Genomic DNA, 23,957 nt, shown 5'->3' on the forward strand with positions numbered 1-23,957 from the left:
CTTCGTATTGATAGCCAAGGACATCAGCATGCGGTCGACCCCCTTCCTCGCGGCGCTAGCCGTTCTCCCCCTGGTCATTGCTGCCGCCCAGGCGCAAGCCGTCGAGCTCGACGTGCCTGCCCAGCGGCTCGACGCGGCGCTCACCGATTTCGCCGAGCAGGCCGACGTGCGGCTGCTCTATGACGCCGGCCTGACCCGTGGCAGCGGCGTGGCGCAGGCGCTCAAGGGCAATTATTCGGTGGTCGACGGCCTGCAGCGATTGTTGGAGGGCAGCGGCCTGACCTTCCAGACCGGCAACGACGGCACCATCACCCTGGTGCCACTGCCCGAGCAGGGCGTGTTGGAGCTGGGCCCGACCACCATCAGCGGGCTCGCCGAAGGCCGTGTCGACCTGCCGGTCGAGTACGCCGGTGGGGAGGCGGCGCGAGGGGCCCGCATCGGCGTGCTGGGCAACCAGGACATGCAAGATGCGCCCTTCGCCTTCTCCAGCTACACCTCCGAGCTGATTGAGAAGCGCCAGGCGCAGACCCTGGCCGATGTGCTGGCCAGCGATCCGGGCGTGCGTCAGTCGTTCGGCTTCGGCAACTTCTCCCAGGTGTTCGTCGTGCGTGGGTTCCAGCTGTTCAGCGACGATATTGCCTTCAACGGGCTGTACGGCATTCTGCCGCGACAGATCATCTCCACCGAGTCGGTCGAGCGGGTCGAGGTGTTCAAGGGGGCCAGCGCCTTTGTCAATGGCGTGTCGCCGTCGGGCAGCGGTGTCGGTGGGGCGATCAACGTGGTCTCCAAGCGTGCCGAGGACACCCCCACGCGTAGCGCCACCCTGGACTATGCCAGCGACAGCCGAGTGGGTGGGCACCTCGACCTGGGCCAGCGTTTCGGCGAGGACAACCGCTTCGGTGTGAGGGTGAACCTGGCCCAGCGCGAGGGCGAGACCGCGGTGGACGATGAGCACTCGCGCTTCAGTCTGGCCACCCTCGGTCTGGACTACCGCGGTGATCGTCTGCGCCTGTCTGCGGACCTCGGTTACCAGAAACAACGGGTCAATGAGGGGCGCTCGGTGGTCTATCTGACCACGACGGGGCCTACCAGCACACTCAACGGCAAGACGCCGTCGGCACCCGACTCTGACCACAACTACGCGCAACCCTGGAGCTGGTCGCAGCTCGAAGACACTTATGGCATGTTCAGCGCCGAGTACGACCTGTCGCCCACTTGGACCGCCTACCTGAGCGCAGGCGGCAAATACACGCGGGAGAACGGTGTCTACGCCTCCAACTACGTCTACGGCGCGAATGGCGACGCCCGTATCGGCCGCCTCTATTCGCCGCTGGACCAGGAGACCCTCAGCGCCGTCACGGGGCTGCGCGGCGAACTCATGACCGGGCCGGTGAGCCACCGCATCAACCTGGCCGCCAACGGCATCTGGCAGGAAAAGCGCAACGCGTTCGAGTCCACCGCGGCGGGCAGTCGCGGCTTTGGCAATCTGTATGAGGACCAGCCCGTCGCCGAGCCGCCGGCCACCAGCGTCTCCGGCGATATCCACGACCCGGACACCACCGCCAAGGTGCAGAACCGTAGCCTGGCGGTGTCCGACACCCTGGGCTTGCTCGACGACCGCGTGCTGCTGACCCTGGGCGTGCGCCGCCAGTCCATCGGATCCGACGCCTGGAGCGCGGCCAGCGGTGCCCGCACCTCCAACTATCAGGAAAGTATCACCACGCCGGCCTATGGCCTGGTGATCAAGCCCACCGAGTACCTGTCGCTCTATGCCAACCGCGTCGAGTCTCTGCAACAGGGGCCGACCGCGCCGGCCGCCGCGCTCAACAATGGCGAGATGTTCGCACCCTATCGCTCCAAGCAGACCGAGGTGGGCGCCAAGCTCGACTGGGGCACCTTCGGCGGCAGCCTCAGCCTGTTCCGCATCGAGCAGCCCCAGGGCGTGCTCGGCGGCGATGGCTACTACCGAGTGGATGCCGAGCAGCGCAATCGCGGCGTGGAGCTGAGCCTGTTCGGCGAGCCGCTGGACGGCCTGCGCCTGCTGAGCGGTGCCACTTGGACCAAAGCCGAACTTAGCGGCACCACCGGCGGCCGCGACGATGGCAACCAGGCGGTGGGTGTGCCGAAATTCCAGTTCAATCTGGGCGCCGACTGGGATGTGCCCGGCTTGCCTGGGGTGAGCCTGAACGGCCTGCTACTGCGCACCGGCGGCCAGTTCGTTGACAGCGCCAACGAATACAGCATCCCCGCCTGGACCCGCGTCGACCTGGGCGCGCGCTATCGCACGAAAATGGATGGCCGCGGGGTGACCTTCAACGCGATGCTGGAGAACGTCGCCGACGAAAACTACTGGGCCTCGGCTAATGGTGGTTATTTGACCCAAGGGGCACCGCGTACGCTGAAGGTATCGGCTACTGTTGATTTCTGAGGTTGCTCACGATTAAAGAGGCGCCGTCGCAAGCTGTTTGAAAACACGCTAAAGGCGGTTTCGCCAGGCGCTCCGAGAGGCTGCATTTGCGGCCTCTGTTGTTATTGCTGTGATTGGGCGATTGGAGCCTTTTGCTAGGCAAGAGTCGGCCATTAGCGGTTGCTCAGGACAGTACAAACGGCTGACTTTTTACTCTGGCGAAGAAGAGCGCATGGGGTATCTTGTCGAGGTATCGATCTGCTCTAAATTCCAAGGAAGCCAATGTTCTGCTCGCTCGTATCAAATGGTCAGCCGCAAACGCCTGACCATGTAGAACTGACGGCACCCTGGTGGAGCTTTACGAAAACAGTCCTGGCTGCGACAGCCTTATCGTTGGTACGTGACGGGCTGATCGGGCTGGACAACCCAATTCCTGATCAGCCTTTCACGTTACGCCAGCTACTGCGGCATGAGGCAGGTCTGGCCGATTACGGCGAACTTGAGGAGTATCACGCCGCCGTTACGAACAGTGAGTCAGCCTGGTCGGCAGATGAAATGATGCAACGCCTTGACGGTGCTCGACTTCGATACAGTCCTGGAACTGGTTGGCGTTACTCGAATGTTGGCTACTTACTCATCGGCAGGCTAATTGAACGGCTAACTGATCTGACGCTTGATGAAGCGGTGACCCAACGGGCACTTCACCCTCTGGGCCTAACGAACATTCGCTTTGCTAAAACGCGAGCAGACTTACAGACAACCCATCTTGGAAGTGCCTCAAATTATGACCCCGCCTGGGTTTACCACGGCTTGTTGATGGGCCCAATTTCGCAAGCAGCGCTGTTTCTGGATCGACTCCTCTGCGCAGACCTGCTTCCCAAGGGCTTGCTTCAGGAAATGCAGACGGCACGAACATTGGGCGGCCCGATTCCCGGGCGTCCATGGATCACGCCGGGCTATGGCCTTGGTATGATGCAGGGGGCAATTGACGGTGGGTACTCCCTGAGTGGGCACACAGGCGGCGGGCCAGGCAGTGTAATTGCTGTCTACCGTATCTGTGCCGGGAACGCATCGGCTTGCTGCGCTGCTTTTGAGGCGGGCGCCAGTGAAGGCGCCATCGAAGCCATCGTTGTTGGACATCTGATGCAAGCCATACGGGGTGGCTGAAGACGACTAAGTCTTTTAGGCGTCGGCGCGAATGTCCGGCTGTCGGCAAGCGGCCCTTCGCCATAGGTAGCAATCGGCCAGAAGCTGTCGTTCAGAGTAGGGACATGACCCGCCTTCTTACTAGCGGCAAAACACTTCATAAGGTGTACTGCGCGCACCATGCGACAGACCCACACATGTTGTGGTGCGCACAGCCCCCCTTACACGATAGCGTTTCCTCTTGAGTTTGATGCCGGCCTTCGATTAGATACCAAGCGTAAACGTTGTGACGTGAATAGCACCATCAAACACAAGGAAATAGCACTAAATGGCAAGGATAGAACCCGTCTTCGGCAGCATCAGCAGCGAAATCGAAAACCCATACCAACCGGGCGACGCCCAACTGATTGACGACGAGGTTGTCACCTTTTCAAAACCCAATATTTTTGATTTTTCCGGGCGTATTTCTCTGGCGCGCTTCTGGCTGATTCGTGTGCCCTTAGTGCTGGTTCTTCCGTGCATTTTGCTGTCGTTCTTTATGGTGGGGTTGCGCCATCAACTGGTGGTTTTGCTGATAGTCGGTGTCACCGTTGTCGTTCCTGCCATCCTGCTCGACGTGTCTCTACTGGTACGCAGGGCACGTGATCTAGGCTGGAGTCCGATATGGGGAATTCTCTGGGTGTTCCCTGTTATCGGCTTTGTGATAACGCTTCCGCTCATCATGCTTCCGGGGCGTAAAACGATTAATAAATACGGCCCGCCCAATCCACCTCTCTCGACGTTGGTAAAGCTACTTACCGCGCTGTTGGTGGTGCTGGTGCTTGTAACTTCAACCGTGCTAGTTGCGTATTTTCCCCAATACCACCCACAGGCACTCTACGAGTGGTTCTTTAATGCATTGGTTCAGGCATAACGTTAGCGTACGCGAAGTCCATGCTTCGCCTCATTGCGCGGCGCCAAGTGCTCAGGTGCCTTTATAGAGAGCGCTGCGCGCACCACGCGATAGCCCTGCGTAGAAAAACGGGACAGACTTATTTTTCTAGAAAAACGGGACAGATTTATTTTTCTGATAATAAATCTGTCCCCTTTTTCTTATTGACACCTTTAGCTTTTGCGACCTCGGCCAACGCATGAATAAGACTTCCCGTATCATCGGCTTTCATACTTTCAGCCAAATAAGCCGCTATAGCTTCTGGGGTATCGAGAAAGCGCGAAGCCTCGTAACGAGTCGTACCGGTAGTGCTGAGGCTAAGGACCGGCATATCCTCAGGGTTGAATTTGTCGCCCATGTCATTTACCTCTCAGGGCATCAAGAATCACTTTGGCTCTCTTAATGCCTAGTCTTTGATCTGTTTTATCGCTGATGCCTAGCTGGCAGTACGTGCTATTCGTATGCTCCAGTTGCATGAAAACGGGCGCTTTCAGGCGCCCATCGTTCCATCAGCTTTCAACCTGCGCCTGAAGCCGTCGACCAATCACCTCCAGCAGATCGCACCCATCACGCAACGGAATCACCAAAAGCTGTGCGAAATCCGAAAGCACTACCGCGTCGCTGGCAATCTCGGAGCGAAACGCGATGTTTTCCAATACCTGGGTCACCACACGAATGCGGTAATCAGCGGTTGCTTGCAGTACATCAAGCGGGGCTTGGGTATCAATGAGTAGGGCGGCGGGGGTGCAGTCGATGCCGGTGATGGGGATGTATCTCTGCATGGGATTGCTCCAGTTGGTTTAAGGGCTGATCCAATACGCAGGTCGCCAAACCCGGTCGCATTTGAGGCGACGGGAATGACTATAGATTTGGGCAACCAAGACGGACAAGGTGAGAGATTCCGAGAGCTTCGTAGGAATCATGAGAATCCTTTGTGGAAACGAACCGCCGGTTTCAGCTTCTGTAGGAACGGTCTGGACCTCAGCGTTTAGATCGATCTCGATCATTCCGATCGTCCACCCTAGCCTGAGCCGACCGCGAAACTGGGCATTCCCGCACGCTTCTTGCTCTCGCTACGGGGTGCTTTCCTGGCGTTCGAGGGCCTGATAAGTTTCAATCCCTGAAGGCAGTCAATTCCGCCACCGCATGGTCCGCGAGGGTGGGCAGGAAGCGATCAGCTGAAGGCGATTTTTTAGGCATCTACAGAGGAACGAGCATGGAACGCCACAACGACAGCAGCGCCTACATCACCACGACGCAAGCGCTGGAAAGCCTCTACGGCCCCGTCGCGGCGCCCTCGATCCTCAAGGAAGTCGATCATATCCATCCGGTTTACCAGCCCTTCATCGAGGCTGCGTCCTTTGTGATCCTCGCTTCCTTAGGCCCCGGAGGGCTGGATGCCTCTCCGAGGGGCGACGCGCCGGGGTTCGTTCATGTCCACGACAGCAAGACGCTGTATCTGCCCGACCGCCGCGGTAACAACCGTATCGATTCGCTGCGAAATATCGTCGAGGATCCCCGGGTCGCGCTGCTTTTCCTGGTGCCGGGCGTGGGGGAAACCTTGCGCGTGAATGGCACGGCCAGGATATCCGTCGAGCCAGCCCTGCTGTCCCGCTTCGCAGTAAAAGGGCAACTCCCTCGAACCGTTCTGGAAGTCACCGTAACCAGTGTTTATTTCCAGTGCAGCAGGGCGGTGATCAGGGCGGGTCTGTGGGACGTGAAGCGGCAGATCGAGCGCAGCGAACTGCCCACGGCCGGTGAGATGTTCAAACGCATCTGCCCCTCGCAGGTCGATGGCGACGCTTATGACAAGGCACTGCCGGAGCGTGTTGCCAACACGCTTTACTGACGGTTTTTTAAAGCACTTCAATACCCAGGTCCGAGAGACTCTGGGTATTGCCTGTTGTTATCGATAAGCCGAGGCGCAGTTCCCCGTAAGATCATTTATTTGAAATGACGTCACTCATGTATTGATGTAGATCGCGCAGGTCCTTGACGCTCCAAGGGTGCGGCGGGATCTTCACGCCATTCTCTTTCAAGGTCCTTGGAATCAGGTTTCCATTTGGGCGAAGTATAATTGAAGAGACAATCACCCCCGGGTACTCGGTGAGTCGTTTCTTGAAGGCGGGTGTCGTAAGGTCGGGGGTTGGAGGGTTACTTTTTTTGGCCAACGGCCCTGTTCCCTTGATATCCGCACCATGGCACACGGCACATCTCTGAAGATAGAGCGTTTTCCCATTGGCGTTGTCCGCGAAGGAGGCCGACGTTTGGATGAATGAAAAAATGCCGAGTAGCGCGACGAATGATGTTTTTATTTTCATGTGACCTTGTTCATGGCGAGCGTGTAATTCAGTGGGTCGACGCGAATGAGTACAGCTGTGTAGGTAACTGTAAGTGGGGCCTGAATATCGGGGGCGAATGAAATTGCTACCCGTGTAATGCCAGCTTCGCCTCCACGCCCATAGGTGATCCCGCGACCCCGTGCGCTCAAGACAAATCATGCAAATCCTTACCGAGCGCGGGCCCAAATTCCCAATCCGAAAACAGCACTTTCAATCCACCTCGCTTGGGACTGCAAGCCATCGGACCGACCCAGTAGTTCGGCGCGGCAGGGAAGGGACATAACCGCACCAGCGGCCAGCGGTTGCCGTCGGACGAGACCTGGAGGCGAAGCACGCCATCCGCCACCGTGGCGCGCATCCAGAAGTCGGTGGGGTCTGCGGTGTAGGGGCTGGTCGCCCAGTCAGACTTTCCATCCGTGAGCACGCTACTGAGCATGGCTTGTCCGTCGCTCAGCTCGATTCCGGCTTTGACCCATTGCCGTTCGTTGATCCGGACCATGATGCCGGCTTGATCGTATAGCGCCTCGAAGGTGCTGCGGATGCGGAGCTGGCAGGTGAAACGGGAAGGGGCTTCAAGGCCCAGGAAGTGACCGCTGTCGCGGGTGAAGCCGTAGTGGGTTTCGCGCCAGAAGTCCGTTTCTTGGTCTGTTACGAGTTCCAGTGTGGTTTCTGTGGGCGTGTGGAGCTTCGGTTCATTCAGCCATGAGCCGTTGAGCAGTGCTAATTCCAAGGCAGACTCCTGTCGTAGTGCGGTTAGGACCGATTCTTCAACTATGTAACATTTTTCAGTCGTGCGCTGACAGGTGAGGTTGATGATGGCCTGTGGCGAGGGAGCTTGCTCCCGCTGGCCGCGAAGCGGCCCTTCGAACAAACCCTGAGATTTGACTTGATACACAGCTCTCAGGACTGCTTCGCAGTCCAGCGGGAGCAAGCTCCCTCGCCACGGGGGTTGTGTTGGTCGGTGGACCGAGTTGTACGCTTTTGGGGCCGCTTCGCGGCCCAACGGGGATAAATCCCCTCGCCACAAGAATGGTCGGCGGGATGCCGTTCAGCGCAGTTCAATGACTTTTGTGGGGAGGGCGTTGCAACTACTCCTCGAACTCCGTCTTCAACATCGTCAAAAACGCTTCTCTGGCAGGATGCCGGCCAGCGTTTTCATGCCAGTAGAAAAGGTTATCGATGCCCGTCAGCTCAGGGAACTCATACCCTGTCCAGCCAGCCCCCTGGCGGTATTGCTCATAGATCCCACGAGGCACCAGCGAGACGCCGGCACCGGCACTGACGCAGCCGACGATGGCGCCATAGCTGGCGATGCTGATGATCGGTTGCACTTGGTCATGGCGCAGCAACCATTGCTCCAGGGCGAAGCGGTACGGGCAGCCCGGGGGCCACATGAAGATGGCCTTGCCTTGCAGGTCTGCCGCGTTGCGCAAGGGGCCGTGGGATTCGGAGGCGATGAGCATCAGGTCTTCGCGGTACATCACGGCGCGCTTGAGTCCAGGCCGTTCCACGTCTACCGCCACGATCACCCCGTCGAGCCGGTGATGCTGGGTATCGTCCAGCAACTGTGCCCAAGTCCCCGTGCTCAGCTCCAGCGACACTTGAGGATACTGCGCGTGGTATTTGGCCAACAACTGCGGCAGGCGCCCCGTGGCGCTGGATTCGATGGCGCCAATGCGCAGCGGTCCACTTGGCGTGTGGCTGGGGTTGACCGCGCGGCGGGCTTCTTCCGTCAGGCCGAGAATTTTTGTCGCGTATCCCAGGAACACCTCGCCCGCCGGGCTGACCCGCAAACCGCGGCCTTCACGAAAAAACAACGGTGTACCGAGTTCCCGCTCCAGGGATTTGAGCCGTGCGGTGATGTTGGACGGCACGCAGTGCAGCACTTCGGCGGCGCGGGCGATGCTGCCGGTGTCGCAGACGGTCTTGAGCATGCGCAGTTGGGACAGTTCCATAGCTCATCCAAAGTGAATGGTTGGCTAAGTTTAAGTCACTTGTATTGATGATGGGTGGTTTTGATACTGCGGGGTAAATAGACCAGACGCTCAGTGCGCAGGAACTCTGAATGGAAACCCGTTGTGTGCCGTTTGACGGCTTGAAGAACCCCGGCAGACCCCACGTGAAAGTGATCCTGGCGACGATGTTCGTGATTCTTTGCTGGGCCTATTCGCCGATTGGTATTCGCATCGGCTTGCAGGCCTACGAACCGAGTCAGCTGGCGTTGGTGCGGTTCCTCATCGCTTCGGTGTTCATGGCCGTTGTCGCGGTGGCGAAGGGTATTTCCTGGCCGCGTCTTGGGGATTTGCCGCTGCTAGCGGTGTTGGGTTTCTTTGCCGTGAGTCTGCACCACATCGCCCTCAATTACGGTCAACGGGGCGTCAGTGCCGGGGCGGCGAGTGTGTTGGCCCAGTCCACGCCTTTGTTCAGTACGTTACTGGCGCATTTTGTCTTCAAGGACAGAGTCGGCGGTTGGCAATGGGGCTGTGTACTGTGCGGCTTGCTTGGCGCTGCCGTGGTCGTCACGGGGGATCGAGGCTTGGGTGACATGGACGCCCGTGGGCTATTGATCTTGCTGGCGGCGCTGTCCTGGAGTGTGTATTTCTCTTTGCAGAAGCGCCATAACCATCGCTACGACGGCTTGACCATGGTTTGTTACACCGTCTGGTCGGGCACAATCCTGTTGTTCATTTTCGCACCGGGGGTGTTGGGCGCGGCGCGACAGGCTTCGGCTTCGGTGAACCTGGCAGTGTTGATTCTCGGTATTTTTCCCAGCGCGCTGGCATACCTCGCCTGGGCGTACGTGCTGGCCCACAGCGACGTGAGCCGAGCCTCCATGGCGCTTTACCTGATACCGCCCAGCGCGATGTTGATGGCCTCTTTAGTCCTGGCCGAACGCCCAGCGACGATGGTGATTGTTGGGGCGGTTATCGTGTTGGCGAGTGTGCTTGCGTTGAATTTTGAGCCGGTGAGTGTGGCGAAAACCAGCTGATTCTGTAGTGGATGTAGGCAATGACGTTGGATGTTGTAGCCACACAGACTGTCATTGAACACTGTCCTACGGACAAGTGATCACTTTGGGAGAAATCGAGGAAGTCTCTGACAACTTTTTAAGGTTGGCCTTCGGAAGTCCTGTACTTACGATCTGGCGTTGTCTCAGTGCTCTGTGTGGTATCCGGCACGCTCAGCTTCGTTTTATATCGTGAGGACAGATCGATGCCTGGAAGCCAATACGCCAAGATTTTGGAGCACACCACCAATGTTTTCGGCAGTCGGCAGTTGGCTGAGGATTGGCTGCGAAAGCCCTGCAAGTACCTGGGCAATCATGTGCCGTTGGAGCTGATCGACAGTCCGCAAGGCTTTCAAGTGGTTGAGGATTACCTGACTCGGATTGAACACGGGGTATATCAATGAGTCCTTTCCCAGGGCGTGAAGCTCGCTGTTTTGGGGTTGTTGCCCAGCCTAGCGGGAGCAAGCTCCCTCGCCACGATTGTGTTTCGAGCCAACAACTTTTGATCGTTCCCACACTTGGGAACGATCAACGCAGCGCCCTTTATTTTATAACCTGATAATCCTGGCCCCACACCCGCACGGTGTTGATTTTCTCGTTCAACCCTTCAAACACGAACTTCTGCCGCACAGCCGTCTTCGGCGGAATGGTGACTTCATCCGGGTTTTCAAATCCTGCGAGCCTGTTGGCGTAGCCGGCCTGGTCGATGGCGAGCAAGGCGCCCGTTTGGCCGAGGTTGATCAGGCGCAGTTGGGTGTCGGTGCTGTTCTTGAAGCCGAGGGTGACGCTGAAGGTATCGTCAACGGGCTCCAGCTTCAGGACTTCGATGGAGACGCGGTCTTTCAGTTGCTCGTTGGAAGAAATGATCGCGGCGCCATCGGCGCCCTGGGCCGATTCGCGGCCATCGAGCACGCCTTCGCTGACGCCGCCCAGCAGGTTTTTGCCGGCGGTAATGAAGGATGAGACGGCTGCCTTGGTCGAGTCCTTGATGAGGCTGCCGTCCGTGGGCTCGCCTTCGGCCAGGCACAACGAACTGAACAACAGACTGGAGACGAGGAGGGTGGCGCGTGACGGCAGAAAGGTCATACCTGAGTCCTTGAGGGTGGCCTGCAATAGCGCCCATCAGGAGGGCGAACGGCATGATAGCTGTGATCAGCGATCACTTGCTACGAACCTCTGGCGTCCTTGAGTTTTTCCGACATCTTGACCAGCGCCGCCAACGAGTCCGCCTGCATCTTGCGCATCAGCGACCCGCGCCGCACTTTCACGGTCACCTCGCTCAAACCCAGCCGGGCTGCCACTTGCTTGTTCAACAGCCCCGACACGACCAGGTCCATGACCTCGCGCTCCCCGTCCGTGAGGGCGCCGTGGCGACGTTTCAATTCATCCACCATCGCCGCGGCCTTGCGCCTTTCCTTGTCACGAGTCAGGCCCAGGCTGATGGCGTCGAGCAAATCCTGTTCGCGGAACGGCTTGGTCAAGAACTCCAGCGCCCCGGCCTTCATGGCTTTGACCGACATGGGAATGTCGCCATGGGCGGTGATGAACACCACCGGGAGCAAAATATTCAAGCGGGCCATTTCCTGCTGGAAATCCAACCCACTCAAGCCCGGCATGCGCACGTCGAGGATCAGGCACGCCGGCACATCCGACCGCTCAGCGTCCATGAACGCCTGGGCCGAACCGAACGCCGTGCTCGCCAGGCCCACCGAGGCCAGCAGGTCTTGCAGCGAGGCACGCACCGAGCTGTCATCGTCGACGATGTAAATCATCGCCTCAGTGCGCCCATCAACCTCTGTCTTGCTCATCGGACTCCCGTGTAACAGCCGGCAGGGTGAAGTGGAAGGTCGAGCCTGACTGCGGATCGCTTGAGGCCCAGATACGCCCGTCATGGGCTTCGATAATGGAGCGGCTGATCGCCAGGCCCATGCCCATGCCGTCCGGTTTGGTGCTGTAGAAGGCGTCGAACACCCGCTCACGGTCGTTGACGGACAAACCGCTGCCCTGGTCGGACACCGAAAACCGCAATCGATCCGGGGACTCAAGGGCGACCTGCACCGCCAGCTCCCGGCGCTCGACCTCCACCTGGCGCATGGCGTCGACCGCGTTCATCGCCAGATTGAGCAGCACTTGCTGGATCTGCACCTCATCGGCCAGCACCGGCGGTAGCCCCTCCTGGACCTGCACGCGCAAGGTGATGTTCTGTTCGTTCAGCTCGCCTGCCAACAAGCGCAGTGCGGCATTGACGGTGTCGGCCACGTTCAGCCATTGCTTGGATGGCGCTTGATGCCGGGCCATGCCGCGCAAGCGGGCGATGATTTCGCTGGCGCGGTGGGTGTCGGCGATGATCCGCTCCACCGCCTGTTGCGCCTTGGGCAGGTTGGGCGGCTCGGTGGCCATCCAGCGCAGGCAGGCGCCACCGCTGGTGGCCACCGCAGCCAGTGGCTGGTTGACTTCGTGGGCGATGGAGGCGGCGAGCTCGCCGAGCATGTTGATGCGGGCAATGTGGGCCAGGTGGGCACGGGTCTGATGCACGGTGCGGATGGCCGCCGATAAACGCAGCGCCAGGTACGTGGTGCCGGCGATGGCGGCGAGGCTGATCAACACATTGATCAGCCCGGCCTCGGTATCGCCAAAGCGGGTGAAGCGATAGCTCAGGATCGTCAAGACCATACAGAAGACCGAGACGCCAGCCACCGCCCGCGCCGGCAAAATCCGCACCGCGATCAACACCACCACGATCTGGAAAACCCCCACCGCGATCTCCAGGTCGGTGACGGTGTCGATCGCGGCGATGCCAAGGGCCAGCGCCAGCAAAAGCACCACGCGCAGCGTCAACGGGGTGTTCCTCATCGAATGTTCATCCGCATCGTTCCAACGAACAGGGCCTCAATCCAAGCAGTCTATACCGGGGCAAGTGAATCACCTCAGGATGGATTGTCCAGGCTGAACTGATCGGCCACTTCGTCGTAGGCGAACAGCTCGGCGTAGCGGCCCCACTGAGTGACGCAGTCCAGGGTATTGGCGGCGTCGTGCTCGGACATGAAATCTTCCAGCTGATCACGGAAACGCCTGGCCGGTGCCGTGCGCGTGGGGCGGTCATCCAGCACCCTGCGCACATGGCCCACCAACGGGACATATTTAAGCAGGTGCTGGGCAAACAGTTGCTTGCGCTCATCCACCGCCGAATCGGCGTAGCGTTGCCCAGCCGGCAGCAGGGTGAGATGCCCCTCGTGCATGTCGGCGAAACGCATCAGTTGCAGGACCTCGGCGACCGGCAGCAGGTCACTGGCGGTGTAGCGCAAGGCCCCGGCGAGTTCACGCAAATCCGCCTGGCCGGCAAACGGCTGATCCTGCACCGCTTCGATCAGCCCAGCCAGGGCATTGGTGGAAATCGACGGCAGCACCATGCCCATGTCGCTGCCGGCAAACGTGCCCTGGCGTGGCGAGCCCTCATTCGCTCCCCCGGCCATCTGCACGTAGATGTGTTCCACCAGGGCTTGGAAAGCCGGGTCCGAGCGATGCCGCGGCTGGCTGAGGTCCACGGCGATTTCCCGCATGACCCGTCCTGGATTGGAGGAGAAAATCAGTATCCGGTCACACATCAGCACGGCTTCTTCGATGTTATGCGTGACCATCAAGATGGACTTGATCGGCATCCGCCCTTCACGCCACAAATCCAGCAGATCGGTGCGCAGCGTTTCGGCGGTCAATACGTCCAACGCGGAAAACGGCTCGTCCATCAACAACACATCCGGGGCGACCACCAACGCGCGGGCCAGGCCGACGCGCTGGCGCATGCCGCCTGACAGTTCTTTCGGGAAGGCGCTTTCGAAGCCATCGAGGCCGATCATGTCGATGGCGGCCAAGGCCCGCCGACGTCGCTCCGGTGCCGCCACGCCCAAGGCCTCGAGGCCGACTTCGACGTTTTGCAGCACCGTCAACCAGGGGAACAGGGCGAAACTCTGGAACACCATACGCACCGAACTGGATAAGCCCTGGGCATCGACGGGAAAATCAACCACGCCGGTGGTGGGCGAAATCAAGCCTGCGATGGCCCGCAGCAAGGTCGATTTCCCGGACCCCGAACGCCCCAACAGGCCGATGACTTCCCCCTCGTTCAGGCGCAGGCAGACATCGTCCAGCACCCGGCGCTCAGCGCCGCCGGCAGTGCCGTAGACCTGTCCCAGTTGCTTTACATCCACTAGGCAACGCTTCTCTATGACTTCCATTGGATCACCCTCACTCAATGCGCAGCCGGCGTTCGGCAAAACCGTACAGGGGGCGCCACAGCAGCCGGTTGAAACCCACCACGAAAATCGCCATGACCGTCACGCCCAGGGCCACCCGTTGCAAATCCCCAGCCGTGGTGGCCTGAGCGATAAAGGCACCCAACCCTGACGCGTACAGATGGTCATCGCCCCAGGAAACCGCTTCGGCGACGATGCTGGCGTTCCACGAGCCGCCGGCTGCCGTGAGGGCGCCGGTGACGTAATACGGGAACACCCCCGGCAGCGCGACTTGGCGCCACCACTGCCAACCGCGCACCTGAAAGCTGCGCGCCGCTTCACGCAGATCCGTGGGCAGGGCGCTGGCGCCGGCAATCACGTTGAACAGGATGTACCACTGGGTACCCAGGATCATCAGCGGTGAGAGCCAGACATCGGGGTTGAGCTTCAGGGCGACGATGGCGATCACCGCGAACGGAAACAGGACGTTGGCCGGGAAGGCCGCCAGCAACTGAGCGATGGGTTGCAAACGCTCGGCCCAGCGTGGGTTCAAGCCGATCCAGACGCCGATGGGCACCCACACTACGCTGGCAAGCACGATCAACACGGCGACTCGCAACAGGGTGGCCAGTCCCAGGCCAAATGCGCCGAGCACGTCTTCCAGGCCCAATGTGCTGCCAATGAAACGCGACAATTGCAGAAGGCCGGCCATGCACGCAGCAGCGACCAGGGCTATCCAGACCACGTCGGTGGCGCGGTTGAAGCGGGCGCTGGTCTTGAAGTGGACTCGAGGAAACCGGGGGATCTTCTCCAGGAATAACGACGCCTTGATGCTGTCCAGGGCGAGCAATGCCAAGGGCACAAGGCGGGCCGAGCGCAGCAGGTCATAAACCCTGGACCGTGGGCGTTTCTGCGAGGCGGTCTGTTCGAAGCGGAATTTGTCCGCCCAAGCGACGATGGGCCGGAAAAACAACAGGTCATACAGCACGATCACCCCGACCATGGCCAACACGGCCCAAGCGATGGCGGCAATGTCTTTGTGCTCGATCGCCAACGCCAGCCATGAGCCAATGCCCGGCAAACTGACGGTCTTGTCGCCGACGGTGATGGCCTCGGAAGCGACCACAAAAAACCAGCCGCCGGACATGGACATCATCATGTTCCACACCAGGCCTGGCGTCGCGAAAGGCAACTCGAGCCTGACGAAGCGTTGCCATGGCGAAAACGCGAACTGCCGGCTGACTTCGTAAAGGTCGTGGGGCACGGTTCGCAGCGACTGATAAAAGCTGAAGGTCATGTTCCAGACCTGACTGGTGAAGATGGCGAAGATCGCCGCGCATTCCACACCGGTTTCTTTGCCTGGGAACAGGCCCATGAAGAACACGACGGTAAAGGTGAGAAAACCAAGGACCGGGACGGATTGGAGAATATCCAGTGCGGGCAGGATTACGATGGCCGCCTTGCGGCTTTTGGCAGCCAACGTCGCAACGACTAGAGAAAACACCAATGACGCGAACAAGGCGATGAACATGCGCAGTGTGGTGCGCAGTGTGTATTCCGGCAGGTGGGCAAGCTCAAGGGATACGGGGGATGAGTGCAGAACGCCAAGCGGCTGACTCATTTGCTCAACGCCATGAAATATAAAGATCGCCAAGAGCACGGCAAGGCTAAGTAAGGCGATATCAGCCCACCACGAAGTGCTGGAAAGGTGTTCCTTATTCTTGAAAGACGTCAATGCCGGTGCTGGGAATGAAGAGCGCATTGATCACCTCGCTGACCTTATTCAAGGTCGAGACTATGGGCTCGCCAAGGGGAGTGGCGATCATGAAGTTGGCGTGTTTTTAGTGGGAGGCGTTAAACACAGGGCAAGGTTAAGCGTTGCCTTTGCAGATCACCACAATGACTAGGGACATGAAAATATACGTTGGTATACGGGTGCTTGCGCAGCGCCTGGCCTTCGGCACTGATCCGCATTTTTCGTCGGCAGGTGCCCCTGTAACCCACCCGACCCCCCCTCAGAATAACGCCGTGATTCGCCGGTTGACGGCACACTTTTCTATCAGGAATGCTCATGACGAAGATGGCGATTTTTTTGGGTGGATTCTTGGCGTTGACCCTTTTGATTGGCGTGCTGGCGACGATTTCCCCCGTATAAAGCGATTGCCTTTGTGGCGAGGGAGCTTGCTCCCGCTGGGGCGCGCAGCGGCCCTAAAACCCGGCGACGCGGTGCATCAGGTTGCTTGCGCGATCTTTTGGGGGGCTGCTGCGCAGCCCAGCGGGAGCAAGCTCCCTCGCCACGATGATCCAGGCAAACCTTAAGTGAACGGCATTACGGGCGCATCAGGCGGGTTACTCGGACGGCACCTGCTGATACTTCTTCAACCGGTACGCAAACTGCGCGCGGCTCAACCCCAGCAGGCGCGCAGCCGCCGCCAGGTTGCCTTCACTCTGTTGCAGCGCTTCGTCGATCAACCGCGACTCCAAGCCGTCAATGGAGAAGCCTTGCTCCAGCCGGGTCAAGGTTTCCAGCAAGGCCGGGCGCGGTTGTGGAGGGGTGGTCTTCTGGTCGAGTGCCGCCAGGCTGCCGTTGTCGTCCAGGGAGTACAACTGCTCGGGTATGGGCTCGTTGCGAAACAGGTGGATCAGGTCAATGGCCTGGCCATCCTCGCTGGCGATCAAGCCGCGCTCGACCATGTTTTGCAGTTCCCGTACGTTGCCGGGGAAGTCGTAGCGCAGCAACACCTTGAGGGCGCGCATGGTCAGCCCGGCGGGTTTGCGGGCGTAGTCCTGGCAGAAGCGGCGCAGGAACGCGTTGACCAGCAGCGGGATGTCGTCGCGACGCTCGCGCAGTGGCGGCAGGGTGATGGGGAAGACGTTCAGGCGATAGAACAGGTCCTCGCGAAAATCTCCCGCCGCCACCGCTTTGCGCAGGTCGACGTTGGTCGCCGCCACCACCCGCACATTGACCTTGATCGGCTGGCCGCCACCGACTCGTTCGATCTCGCGCTCCTGTAGGGCGCGCAGCAGCTTGCCTTGTCCCGGCAGGCTGAGGCTGGCGATTTCATCGAGAAACAACGTACCACCGTGGGCTCGCTCGAAGCGTCCAGAGCGCGAGTGCGTCGCGCCGGTATAAGCGCCGCGTTCGACACCGAAGAGTTCGGCCTCGATCAGGTTGTCTGGGATCGCGGCACAGTTGAGCGCCACGAAGGGCGCCGCATGGCGTGGGCTGCATTGATGCAACTGGCGGGCAAACAGCTCCTTGCCGACCCCGGACTCACCGCTGAACAACACCGTCGCCGGCGTGGGGGCCACGCGTTGCAAGGCGAGGGTGGCAGCATTGAACGCGGCGCTGGCGCCAATGGGCGTGAGGCCACCGACTTCCCCGTCGTCCTGGGGAGCGGGCGCTGGCGCCGGGCTTTGCCGGGGGGCGAGGCTGGAGGGCGAGGCTGTGAGGTAGCTCAGGTCCTGCTCGACATCGCCCCATTGCTCGGCAGTCTTGCCCACCACTCTGCAGACCTCGTGGCCCATCCCCCGGCATTCGGTTTCCCGGAAGATCACCAGCCGACCGAACAGGCCGCTGACATAGCCGATGGCATAGCCCAGTTCGGTCCAGCACACCGGGTCCTGGCCGATCCCGTAGGCGGCGATATGTTCGTCGGCCTCACAGGAGTGATGCCAGAGGAACTCACCTTCGTAGAAGCCGGAGTCGGCGTCGAACTTAAAGTGCAGGGGCTCGACCTTGGTCATGCCTTCGAGGGTGTGCAGGCGCGTGCCGGCGGAGAAAATCGCCGCGGCATCGGCGTCGGGCCAGCGCTCGCGAATCAACCGTGCGTCCCGTGCGCCGGACAGGTAGCCGGTCCGGGTAAACAGGCCCCGGGTTTGTTCCAGGCCCTGGCGATCGATGATCTCCCGCCGCAGCGCGCCGAACGATGAGCTGTGCAACAGCAGCATGCGCTGGTCGTTGAGCCAGATGCGTCCATCGACAGGGGAGAAGAACAGGCATTCAGTCAGCTCGGCCAGGGTCGGTGAGTTGCCCTCGCTCAGTTGGGTGCTGTCCCCCCGTGGCGAGAAATGCTCCTCCGTGAGCGCGAGGCTAGGGAACAGCGAGTGGGGATTATTCATTGTTATGCCCCTGGGCGAGTTGACTGATCGAAATGATCAACTGGATAAATAGTTATTAAGCATAACTTTATCATTTGAACAAGTGCCGCCAAGTGGGCCGGGCAACGGGCTTATCGATCAATCGTCGAGCGCCGCGCTGGAACCTTCAGGCCAGAGCCTTCGCCCGTTAAAGCGCAGTGGCTGACCGTGAGTCGGCATGGCCCTTGCTCTGGTGCTTGGCAACGCACACGACCTCACCGCTTCGGCAAGGCGGCGTCGGGCGATAACAATCACAAGAGCCGGGAGGCCGAAATGTCGGTAAGTGAACCCTCTGAATTTCTGCGGGAAGAGCTGTGGTATGAGCGCATTTTCAATGGCGATTGGATACGGCCGTTGGGGGGCACCAACAGCGTGGATGAGCCCGCCACCGGCGACGTGCTGACGGTCACCGGGCTGGCGGATGCCGCCGATGTCGCCTTGGCCAGTCTTACCGCCGCGCGTGCCCAGCCAGCCTGGGCGGCGCTGGGGCCACGGGAACGGGCGGGTATCTTTCGCAAGGCGGCGGCACTGGCCCAGCAACACTTTGCCGAACTGGCGCTGTACATCGCCCGGGAAAGTGGCGGCAGCCTGTTCAAGGGCGAGCATGAGGTTCGTGAGGCGATTGTCTTGTTGCATCAGGCGGCCGGTCTGCTCTCGCAACCCCATGGTCTGGTGTTGCCCAGCGAGGCGGGGCGCTTGTCGTATGCGCGGCGGTTGCCCCACGGCGTGGTCGGCGTGATTTCTCCATTCAACTTCCCCCTGGTGCTCTCCCTGCGTTCGGTCGCGCCAGCGCTGGCGGCCGGCAACGCCGTGGTGCTCAAGCCCGATCCGCAGACGCCAATCAGTGGTGGTTTCATCATTGCTCGGTTATTCGAAGCCGCCGGTCTGCCCAAAGGCCTGTTGCACGTTTTGCCCGGCGGCGCGCCGGCAGGTGAGGCGCTGTGTCGCGACCCGCATGTGCGGATGATCGCCTTCACCGGCTCCACCGCGGCGGGGCGCAAGGTCGCGGAGCTGGCGGGTCGTCACCTGAAGAAAGTGGCCCTGGAGCTGGGCGGCAAGAATTCGCTGATTGTGCTCGAAGACGCCGATCTCGACCTGGCCGCCAGCAATGCCGCCTGGGGCGCCTGGTTGCATCAGGGGCAAATCTGCATGGCCACCGGACGCATCCTGGTCCATGAATCGATTGCCCAGGCGCTGATCCAGAAGCTGACCGAAAAAGCCCAAGCAATCACCGTTGGCAATGCGGCGCGCGGCGAAGCGGTGTTGGGGCCTTTGATCAACAACCGGCAGCTGCAACGCGTGCATGAAATCGTCGTGGAGAGTGTGAAGGCGGGCGCAACACTGGAAGCCGGCGGCGAATTTGACCAGCTCTTCTACCCACCCACCGTGCTCTCAGGCGTACGCCCGGGCATGCGCGCATTCGATGAAGAGATCTTCGGCCCGGTCGCCACCGTGGTCAGTTTCGCCAGCGACGAAGAAGCCATCAAGTTGGCCAATCGCACCGAGTACGGCCTGTCCGCAGGCATCGTTTCGCCTTCGGTCGGGCGCGCGATGGCGATCGGCGACCAACTCAATTGCGGCTTGCTGCACATCAACGATCAGACCGTGGCCGACGAATGCATCAATCCATTCGGTGGGCGCGGCAACTCAGGGAATGCCGGCAGCGTGGGTGGACCGGCCGACTGGGACGAATACACGCAATGGCAGTGGGTGACGGTCAAGGATACCGCGCCGCGCTACCCGTTCTGAGGCAAACAGGCCGACGAGGGTGGTCGGCCCGTGGAATGAGTTTATAAAAATAAGAGGGCTCAACATGAAACTCGACAACAAGATTGTGCTGGTGACCGGGGTTTCCTCGGGGATCGGCGCAGCCACTGCCAGCGTGCTACGCAGCCACGGCGCCCAAGTGATTGGGGTGGATATCAAGGCACCCCACATGACCCTGGATGGTTTTGTCCAGGGTGACCTGAGCAGTGCCGAGAACATCGACCAACTGTTGCCGCAACTGCCGGCGCGCATCGATGGCCTCTGCAACATTGCCGGGGTACCGGGGACCGCGAATCCTCAACTGCTGGCCAAGGTCAACTATCTGGGTGTGCGCCACCTGAGCACTGCGCTGCTGCCACGTATCGGAGCGGGTGGCAGCATCGTCAACGTCGCCTCGATCCTGGGTGCCGAGTGGCCGTTGCGCCTGGCGTTGCACAAGGCGCTTGCGCACATCGAAGGGTTCGCCGCCGCGCAAGCCTGGCTCGCCGAGCACCCGGTACCGGACGAGACCTGCTACCAGTATTTCAAGGAAGCCTTGATTGTCTGGAACTACCAGCAGGCGCAACCGTGGTTCCTCGAGCACTCCGTGCGCATGAACAGCGTGGCGCCGGGGCCGGTGTTCACCCCCATCCTTGGCGATTTTGTCAGCATGCTCGGCGAGGCTCGGACCCAGGCCGATGCCCATCGCATGAAACGTCCTGCTTATGCCGATGAGGTGGCCGCGGTGATCGCGTTCCTCTGCGCCGATGAGTCGCGCTGGATCAACGGCGTCAATCTGCCCGTCGATGGGGGATTGGCCTCCACCTACATCTGAAACACAGATCTTCAGACCGCGGCGCAAGCCGCTACCCAAGCGTGTTGGCTGGCGCCACGCATGCAAAGCCATGCCGAAAATAAAAATAATGAGGAGCTTCCATGGACAACGTTAAACAGTACTCAGGCTTCAGGCATTGCGCCCTGTTCGTGGCGTTATGCAGCGCAGGGGCAATGGTGGAAAGCGTCCAGGCCATGCAAATGGACCTGGGGGATACCGACTGGAAACTGCGTTGGGACAACACCATCAAGTACAGCCAGGCCTGGCGCCTGCAGGAGCAGGATAGCCGCTTGACCAACGCGTCGACTGCCAACGGCCTGTACCCTTCGATCCAGAGCCAGGGCGACAAGAATTTCAGTCGCGGCCTGGTCTCCAATCGCCTGGACCTGTTTTCCGAAATGGACCTCAGCCAGAAGAACTACGGGCTGCGCGTGAGCGGCGCGGCTTGGTACGACGACATCTACAACAAGGACACCGACAGCAGCGAGCAGCCCCACTTCCTCAGCGAAACCCGCAAGCTCCACGGCCGTGACGCGGAAATTCTCGACGCCTTTGTGTTCCTGCGCGGCGACCTTGGCGAAGACTCCCAGGGCGTGGTGCGCGTGGGCCGGCACAGCCTCATCTACGGTGAAAGCCTGTTCTACGGCGGCAACGGTATCGCCAACGCCCAGGGCCGAGCGACGTGGTCAAGTTGCTCAGCGTGCCGGGGACCCAGTTCAAGGAGATCCTGCGTCCAGTCAATCAGATTTCCGGGCAGTTGCAGATCAACCCGCAGTTGTCGGTGGGTGCTTACTATCAGTTCGAGTGGGAGCGCTCCAACGTCCCCGGTGCCGGCAGCTACCTGAGCGATGTCGATGCCATTGGCTACGGCAGCGGGCCGTTGCGCGAAGTGTTTGGCAACGACACCGTCAATGCCGGTGACTTGAAGCCGCGCAATTCGGGGCAGGGCGGTATGCAGATCCGCTACAAGCCTGATGGGACCGAACTGGAGCTGGGGTTCTACGCCGCGCAATACCACGACAAAGCCCCGAGTGGCCTGTACGCCTACCTCGACGGTGCGGCCTCTGCGGCCACCGGGCTGCCAATCCTGGGTTCCTATCGCCAGGTCTACGCCGAAGACATCAAGACCGCTGGCGTCAGCTTCTCCACCGCCCATGGGCCGTTCAACTTCGCCGGTGAAACCTCCGTGCGCTGGAACGCGCCGCTGGTCAGCAATCTGCAAGTGGTCGCGCCAGGCCAGGACGTCGATGGCGGTGACAATGAGCTGTTTGCCCGAGGCAAAACCGCGCACGCCAACCTGTCGGCGATCTACCTGTTGTCGCCCACCTCGTTCTGGGACGGCGGTTCCGCGCTGGCCGAGCTGGCCTGGAACCGTACCTTGAGCGTGACCAAGAACGCGGCGGCCCTGGACTCCAACACCACCCGCGATGCCACCGCGTTGCGGGTACTGCTGGAGCCGGCGTACTTCCAGGTGATCGACGGCATCGACCTGACCGTGCCGATTGGCATGGGCGTGGTACTCGATGGGCGTTCCTCGGCTGTCAGCAAGGCAGGCTTCGGCAATACCCATTCCGGTGACTGGAGCGTCGGGGTCAAGGCAACCTATTTGCAGCGTTGGGACGTCGGCCTGAACTACGTGAACTTCTTCGGCGCGCCGAAAGCCGGGCTGCGCGAGGACGGCAATTTCAGTTACGGACAGTCGCTGGCCGACCGCGACTTCGTCTCGCTCTACGTGAAAACCTCATTCTAATAAGGTGGATTCGCCATGCAGAACAACACTTTGCTCAACACCTGCCTCCTGACACTGGCCCTGGCCGGCGTGAGCCTGGCCCAGGCGGCGGTGTCGCCTGAACAGGTGGCACGCTTGAAGTCGGAACTCACGCCCTTCGGCGCCGAGCGCGCCGGTAACGCCGATGGCAGTATCCCGGCCTGGGACGGTGGCTACACCAAGGTCGTGGCGGGCTACAAACCGGGCGATAAGCGTCCCGATCCGTTTGCCGGCGACAAGCCGCTGTACTCGATCAAGGCTTCCAACATGGAGCAATACGCCGGCCAATTGGCGGAGGGCACCAAGCTTCTGTTGAAGAAATACCCAGACTACCGGCTGGACGTGTACCCCACTCACCGCTCGGCGGCAGCGCCGCAATGGGTGTATGACAACACCGCCAAAAATGCCGGGCGCGCCACGTTGGACGTCGAGAGCGAGAAAGTCAGCGGTGCCTTCGGCGGCATTCCGTTTCCGATCCCGGAGAACGGCGCACAAGTGTTGTGGAACTATCGCTTGTCCTGGCAGGGGGCCGAGACCATCAGTGCGCCGTTTGATACGTGGCTGATGACCGCCGGTGGCAAGAAAGTCCAGGCGACCCGCGCCCTGTTCAGCTATCGGTTTCCCTACTACGCCGAAAACGGCAGCCTGGAAAATTTCGCTGGCAAGTATCAGGTCGGCAAACTGCTGACCGAACTGCCGTCCTCCAAGGCCGGTGAAGGCTTGATGACCCACTGGGACATGGACCCGGCCAATCGTGCGGCCTGGCAGTACCTGGTCGGTCAGCGCCGAGTGCGTCGCGCGCCGAACATTGCCTATGACACGCCGGACTTCGTAACCTCTGGTGTCGGTCTGTTCGACGAAGCGTTCATGTTGTTTGGCCCCACCGACCGCTACGACCTGAAGCTGGCGGGCAAGAAAGAACTGATCGTTCCCTACAACAATAATCGCGCCGGCCTGGTCAAGAGCGACGAGCTGGTCAAGCCGAACTTCCTCAACCCTGACCTGGTGCGCTGGGAGAAGCATCGGGTCTGGGTGGTCGAGGCCACGCTTAAATCCGGCAAGCGCCATGTGGTCCCGCATCGGACCTACTACGTTGACGAAGACTCCTGGCAGATCCTGTTGGTCGACGGTTATGACGCCCAGGGCAAACTGGGACGGCAGATGTATTCGCTGACGCTGTTGGCACCGGACATGCCGGCCCTCACTTCACAGGTCATGTGGGGCAGCTACAACCTCGACACTGGCGCCTACTTTCTCAACGCTTCGAGCAACGATCTGACGGTCCAGTACCAGAAGATCGCTACACCTTCGGCGTCCTTCTACACCCCGGATGCAATGGCTAACGAAAACATGCGTTGAACCCTGGAGCGCCGCGACGAGTGAGAGGCTCGTCGCGGACGCTGGCG

At 60.5% G+C, this 23,957-nt stretch carries 20 protein-coding genes and 2 pseudogenes; 11 read left to right on the top strand and 11 right to left on the bottom strand.

Annotated features, from left to right (window positions below):
* Positions 1 to 28: 28 nt before the first annotated feature.
* From CD58_RS11200 to CD58_RS11210, 3 genes are all read left to right on the top strand, one after another.
* Positions 29 to 2,428 (top strand): TonB-dependent receptor, encoded by a 2,400-nt coding sequence (locus CD58_RS11200; RefSeq protein WP_025213091.1) that lies wholly within the window; start codon positions 29 to 31, stop codon positions 2,426 to 2,428.
* Positions 2,429 to 2,689: 261 nt separating this feature from the next.
* Positions 2,690 to 3,574 (top strand): serine hydrolase domain-containing protein, encoded by an 885-nt coding sequence (locus tag CD58_RS11205; RefSeq protein WP_025213092.1) that lies wholly within the window; start codon positions 2,690 to 2,692, stop codon positions 3,572 to 3,574.
* A gap of 307 nt (positions 3,575 to 3,881) precedes the next feature.
* Positions 3,882 to 4,466, top strand: a complete 585-nt coding sequence (locus CD58_RS11210) for a DUF805 domain-containing protein (protein ID WP_025213093.1) — start codon at positions 3,882 to 3,884, stop codon at positions 4,464 to 4,466.
* 178 nt (positions 4,467 to 4,644) lie between these two features.
* On the opposite strand, the pseudogene CD58_RS11215 reads toward CD58_RS11210, so the two are convergent.
* A pseudogene (locus CD58_RS11215) lies at positions 4,645 to 4,842 on the bottom strand (DNA-binding protein); the annotation flags it as partial.
* A 151-nt stretch (positions 4,843 to 4,993) separates the two neighbouring features.
* Positions 4,994 to 5,266 carry a hypothetical protein gene (locus tag CD58_RS11220; protein ID WP_025213094.1) on the bottom strand — a complete coding sequence of 91 codons (273 nt, stop codon included), beginning with the start codon at positions 5,264 to 5,266 and terminating at the stop codon, positions 4,994 to 4,996.
* 434 nt (positions 5,267 to 5,700) lie between these two features.
* On the opposite strand from CD58_RS11220, the gene CD58_RS11225 reads away from it, so the two are divergent.
* On the top strand, positions 5,701 to 6,333 hold the full coding sequence (locus tag CD58_RS11225) for a pyridoxamine 5'-phosphate oxidase family protein (RefSeq protein WP_025213095.1): 633 nt from the start codon (positions 5,701 to 5,703) through the stop codon (positions 6,331 to 6,333).
* A gap of 91 nt (positions 6,334 to 6,424) precedes the next feature.
* Here the strand turns inward: CD58_RS11225 and CD58_RS11230 are convergent, their stop codons facing one another.
* The 3 genes from CD58_RS11230 to CD58_RS11240 form a co-directional block, all read right to left on the bottom strand.
* On the bottom strand, positions 6,425 to 6,805 hold the full coding sequence (locus CD58_RS11230) for a c-type cytochrome (protein ID WP_025213096.1): 381 nt from the start codon (positions 6,803 to 6,805) through the stop codon (positions 6,425 to 6,427).
* A 166-nt stretch (positions 6,806 to 6,971) separates the two neighbouring features.
* Positions 6,972 to 7,556: a DUF1349 domain-containing protein gene (locus CD58_RS11235; RefSeq protein ID WP_025213097.1), complete on the bottom strand. Its 585-nt coding sequence runs from the start codon at positions 7,554 to 7,556 to the stop codon at positions 6,972 to 6,974.
* Between the two features lie 358 nt (positions 7,557 to 7,914).
* Positions 7,915 to 8,781: a LysR family transcriptional regulator gene (locus CD58_RS11240; protein ID WP_025213098.1), complete on the bottom strand. Its 867-nt coding sequence runs from the start codon at positions 8,779 to 8,781 to the stop codon at positions 7,915 to 7,917.
* A gap of 110 nt (positions 8,782 to 8,891) precedes the next feature.
* Between CD58_RS11240 and CD58_RS11245 the strand changes: the two genes are divergently transcribed.
* Together CD58_RS11245 and CD58_RS11250 are read left to right on the top strand one after the other, a co-directional pair.
* On the top strand, positions 8,892 to 9,815 hold the full coding sequence (locus CD58_RS11245) for a DMT family transporter (RefSeq protein WP_025213099.1): 924 nt from the start codon (positions 8,892 to 8,894) through the stop codon (positions 9,813 to 9,815).
* A 224-nt stretch (positions 9,816 to 10,039) separates the two neighbouring features.
* Positions 10,040 to 10,237, top strand: a complete 198-nt coding sequence (locus CD58_RS11250; RefSeq protein ID WP_025213100.1) for an MbcA/ParS/Xre antitoxin family protein — start codon at positions 10,040 to 10,042, stop codon at positions 10,235 to 10,237.
* 139 nt (positions 10,238 to 10,376) lie between these two features.
* On the opposite strand, the gene CD58_RS11255 is transcribed toward CD58_RS11250, so the two are convergent.
* The 5 genes from CD58_RS11255 to CD58_RS11275 form a co-directional block, all read right to left on the bottom strand.
* Entirely contained in the window at positions 10,377 to 10,919 is a 543-nt protein-coding gene (locus CD58_RS11255; protein WP_038436600.1) for a hypothetical protein, read from the bottom strand.
* Positions 10,920 to 10,999: 80 nt separating this feature from the next.
* Entirely contained in the window at positions 11,000 to 11,641 is a 642-nt protein-coding gene (locus tag CD58_RS11260) for a response regulator transcription factor (protein ID WP_025213102.1), read from the bottom strand.
* Positions 11,622 to 12,686 (bottom strand): sensor histidine kinase, encoded by a 1,065-nt coding sequence (locus tag CD58_RS11265; protein WP_038436602.1) that lies wholly within the window; start codon positions 12,684 to 12,686, stop codon positions 11,622 to 11,624. The genes CD58_RS11260 and CD58_RS11265 overlap by 20 nt, the downstream gene beginning before the upstream one ends.
* Positions 12,687 to 12,760: 74 nt before the next feature.
* The gene (locus tag CD58_RS11270) at positions 12,761 to 14,065 is read right to left on the bottom strand and encodes an AAA-associated domain-containing protein (protein ID WP_025213104.1); all 1,305 of its coding nucleotides are present in this window, start codon (positions 14,063 to 14,065) and stop codon (positions 12,761 to 12,763) included.
* A 10-nt stretch (positions 14,066 to 14,075) separates the two neighbouring features.
* Positions 14,076 to 15,824: an ABC transporter permease gene (locus CD58_RS11275; RefSeq protein WP_025213105.1), complete on the bottom strand. Its 1,749-nt coding sequence runs from the start codon at positions 15,822 to 15,824 to the stop codon at positions 14,076 to 14,078.
* On the opposite strand from CD58_RS11275, the gene CD58_RS31165 reads away from it, so the two are divergent.
* Complete coding sequence (locus CD58_RS31165) at positions 15,784 to 15,969, top strand: hypothetical protein (RefSeq protein WP_162178154.1); 186 nt, start codon at positions 15,784 to 15,786, stop codon at positions 15,967 to 15,969. The genes CD58_RS11275 and CD58_RS31165 overlap by 41 nt on opposite strands.
* A 442-nt stretch (positions 15,970 to 16,411) precedes the next feature.
* Here the strand turns inward: CD58_RS31165 and CD58_RS11285 are convergent, their stop codons facing one another.
* Complete coding sequence (locus tag CD58_RS11285) at positions 16,412 to 18,184, bottom strand: sigma-54-dependent Fis family transcriptional regulator (protein WP_025213106.1); 1,773 nt, start codon at positions 18,182 to 18,184, stop codon at positions 16,412 to 16,414.
* A gap of 291 nt (positions 18,185 to 18,475) precedes the next feature.
* Here CD58_RS11285 and CD58_RS11290 point away from each other — a divergent pair, with 291 nt between their 5' ends.
* From CD58_RS11290 to CD58_RS11305, 4 genes and pseudogenes are all read left to right on the top strand, one after another.
* On the top strand, positions 18,476 to 19,951 hold the full coding sequence (locus CD58_RS11290) for a benzaldehyde dehydrogenase (protein ID WP_025213107.1): 1,476 nt from the start codon (positions 18,476 to 18,478) through the stop codon (positions 19,949 to 19,951).
* Positions 19,952 to 20,015: 64 nt separating this feature from the next.
* Positions 20,016 to 20,783 (top strand): coniferyl-alcohol dehydrogenase, encoded by a 768-nt coding sequence (locus tag CD58_RS11295; RefSeq protein ID WP_025213108.1) that lies wholly within the window; start codon positions 20,016 to 20,018, stop codon positions 20,781 to 20,783.
* A gap of 101 nt (positions 20,784 to 20,884) precedes the next feature.
* Positions 20,885 to 22,533 (top strand): annotated as a pseudogene (locus tag CD58_RS11300) (DUF1302 domain-containing protein).
* A gap of 15 nt (positions 22,534 to 22,548) precedes the next feature.
* Positions 22,549 to 23,910, top strand: coding sequence for a DUF1329 domain-containing protein (locus tag CD58_RS11305; protein ID WP_025213109.1), 1,362 nt, complete (start codon positions 22,549 to 22,551; stop codon positions 23,908 to 23,910).
* The last annotated feature ends 47 nt before the right edge of the window (positions 23,911 to 23,957 follow it).

The sequence above is a fragment of the Pseudomonas brassicacearum genome (assembly GCF_000585995.1).
In the GTDB taxonomy this organism is placed as follows: Bacteria; Pseudomonadota; Gammaproteobacteria; order Pseudomonadales; family Pseudomonadaceae; genus Aquipseudomonas; species Aquipseudomonas brassicacearum_A.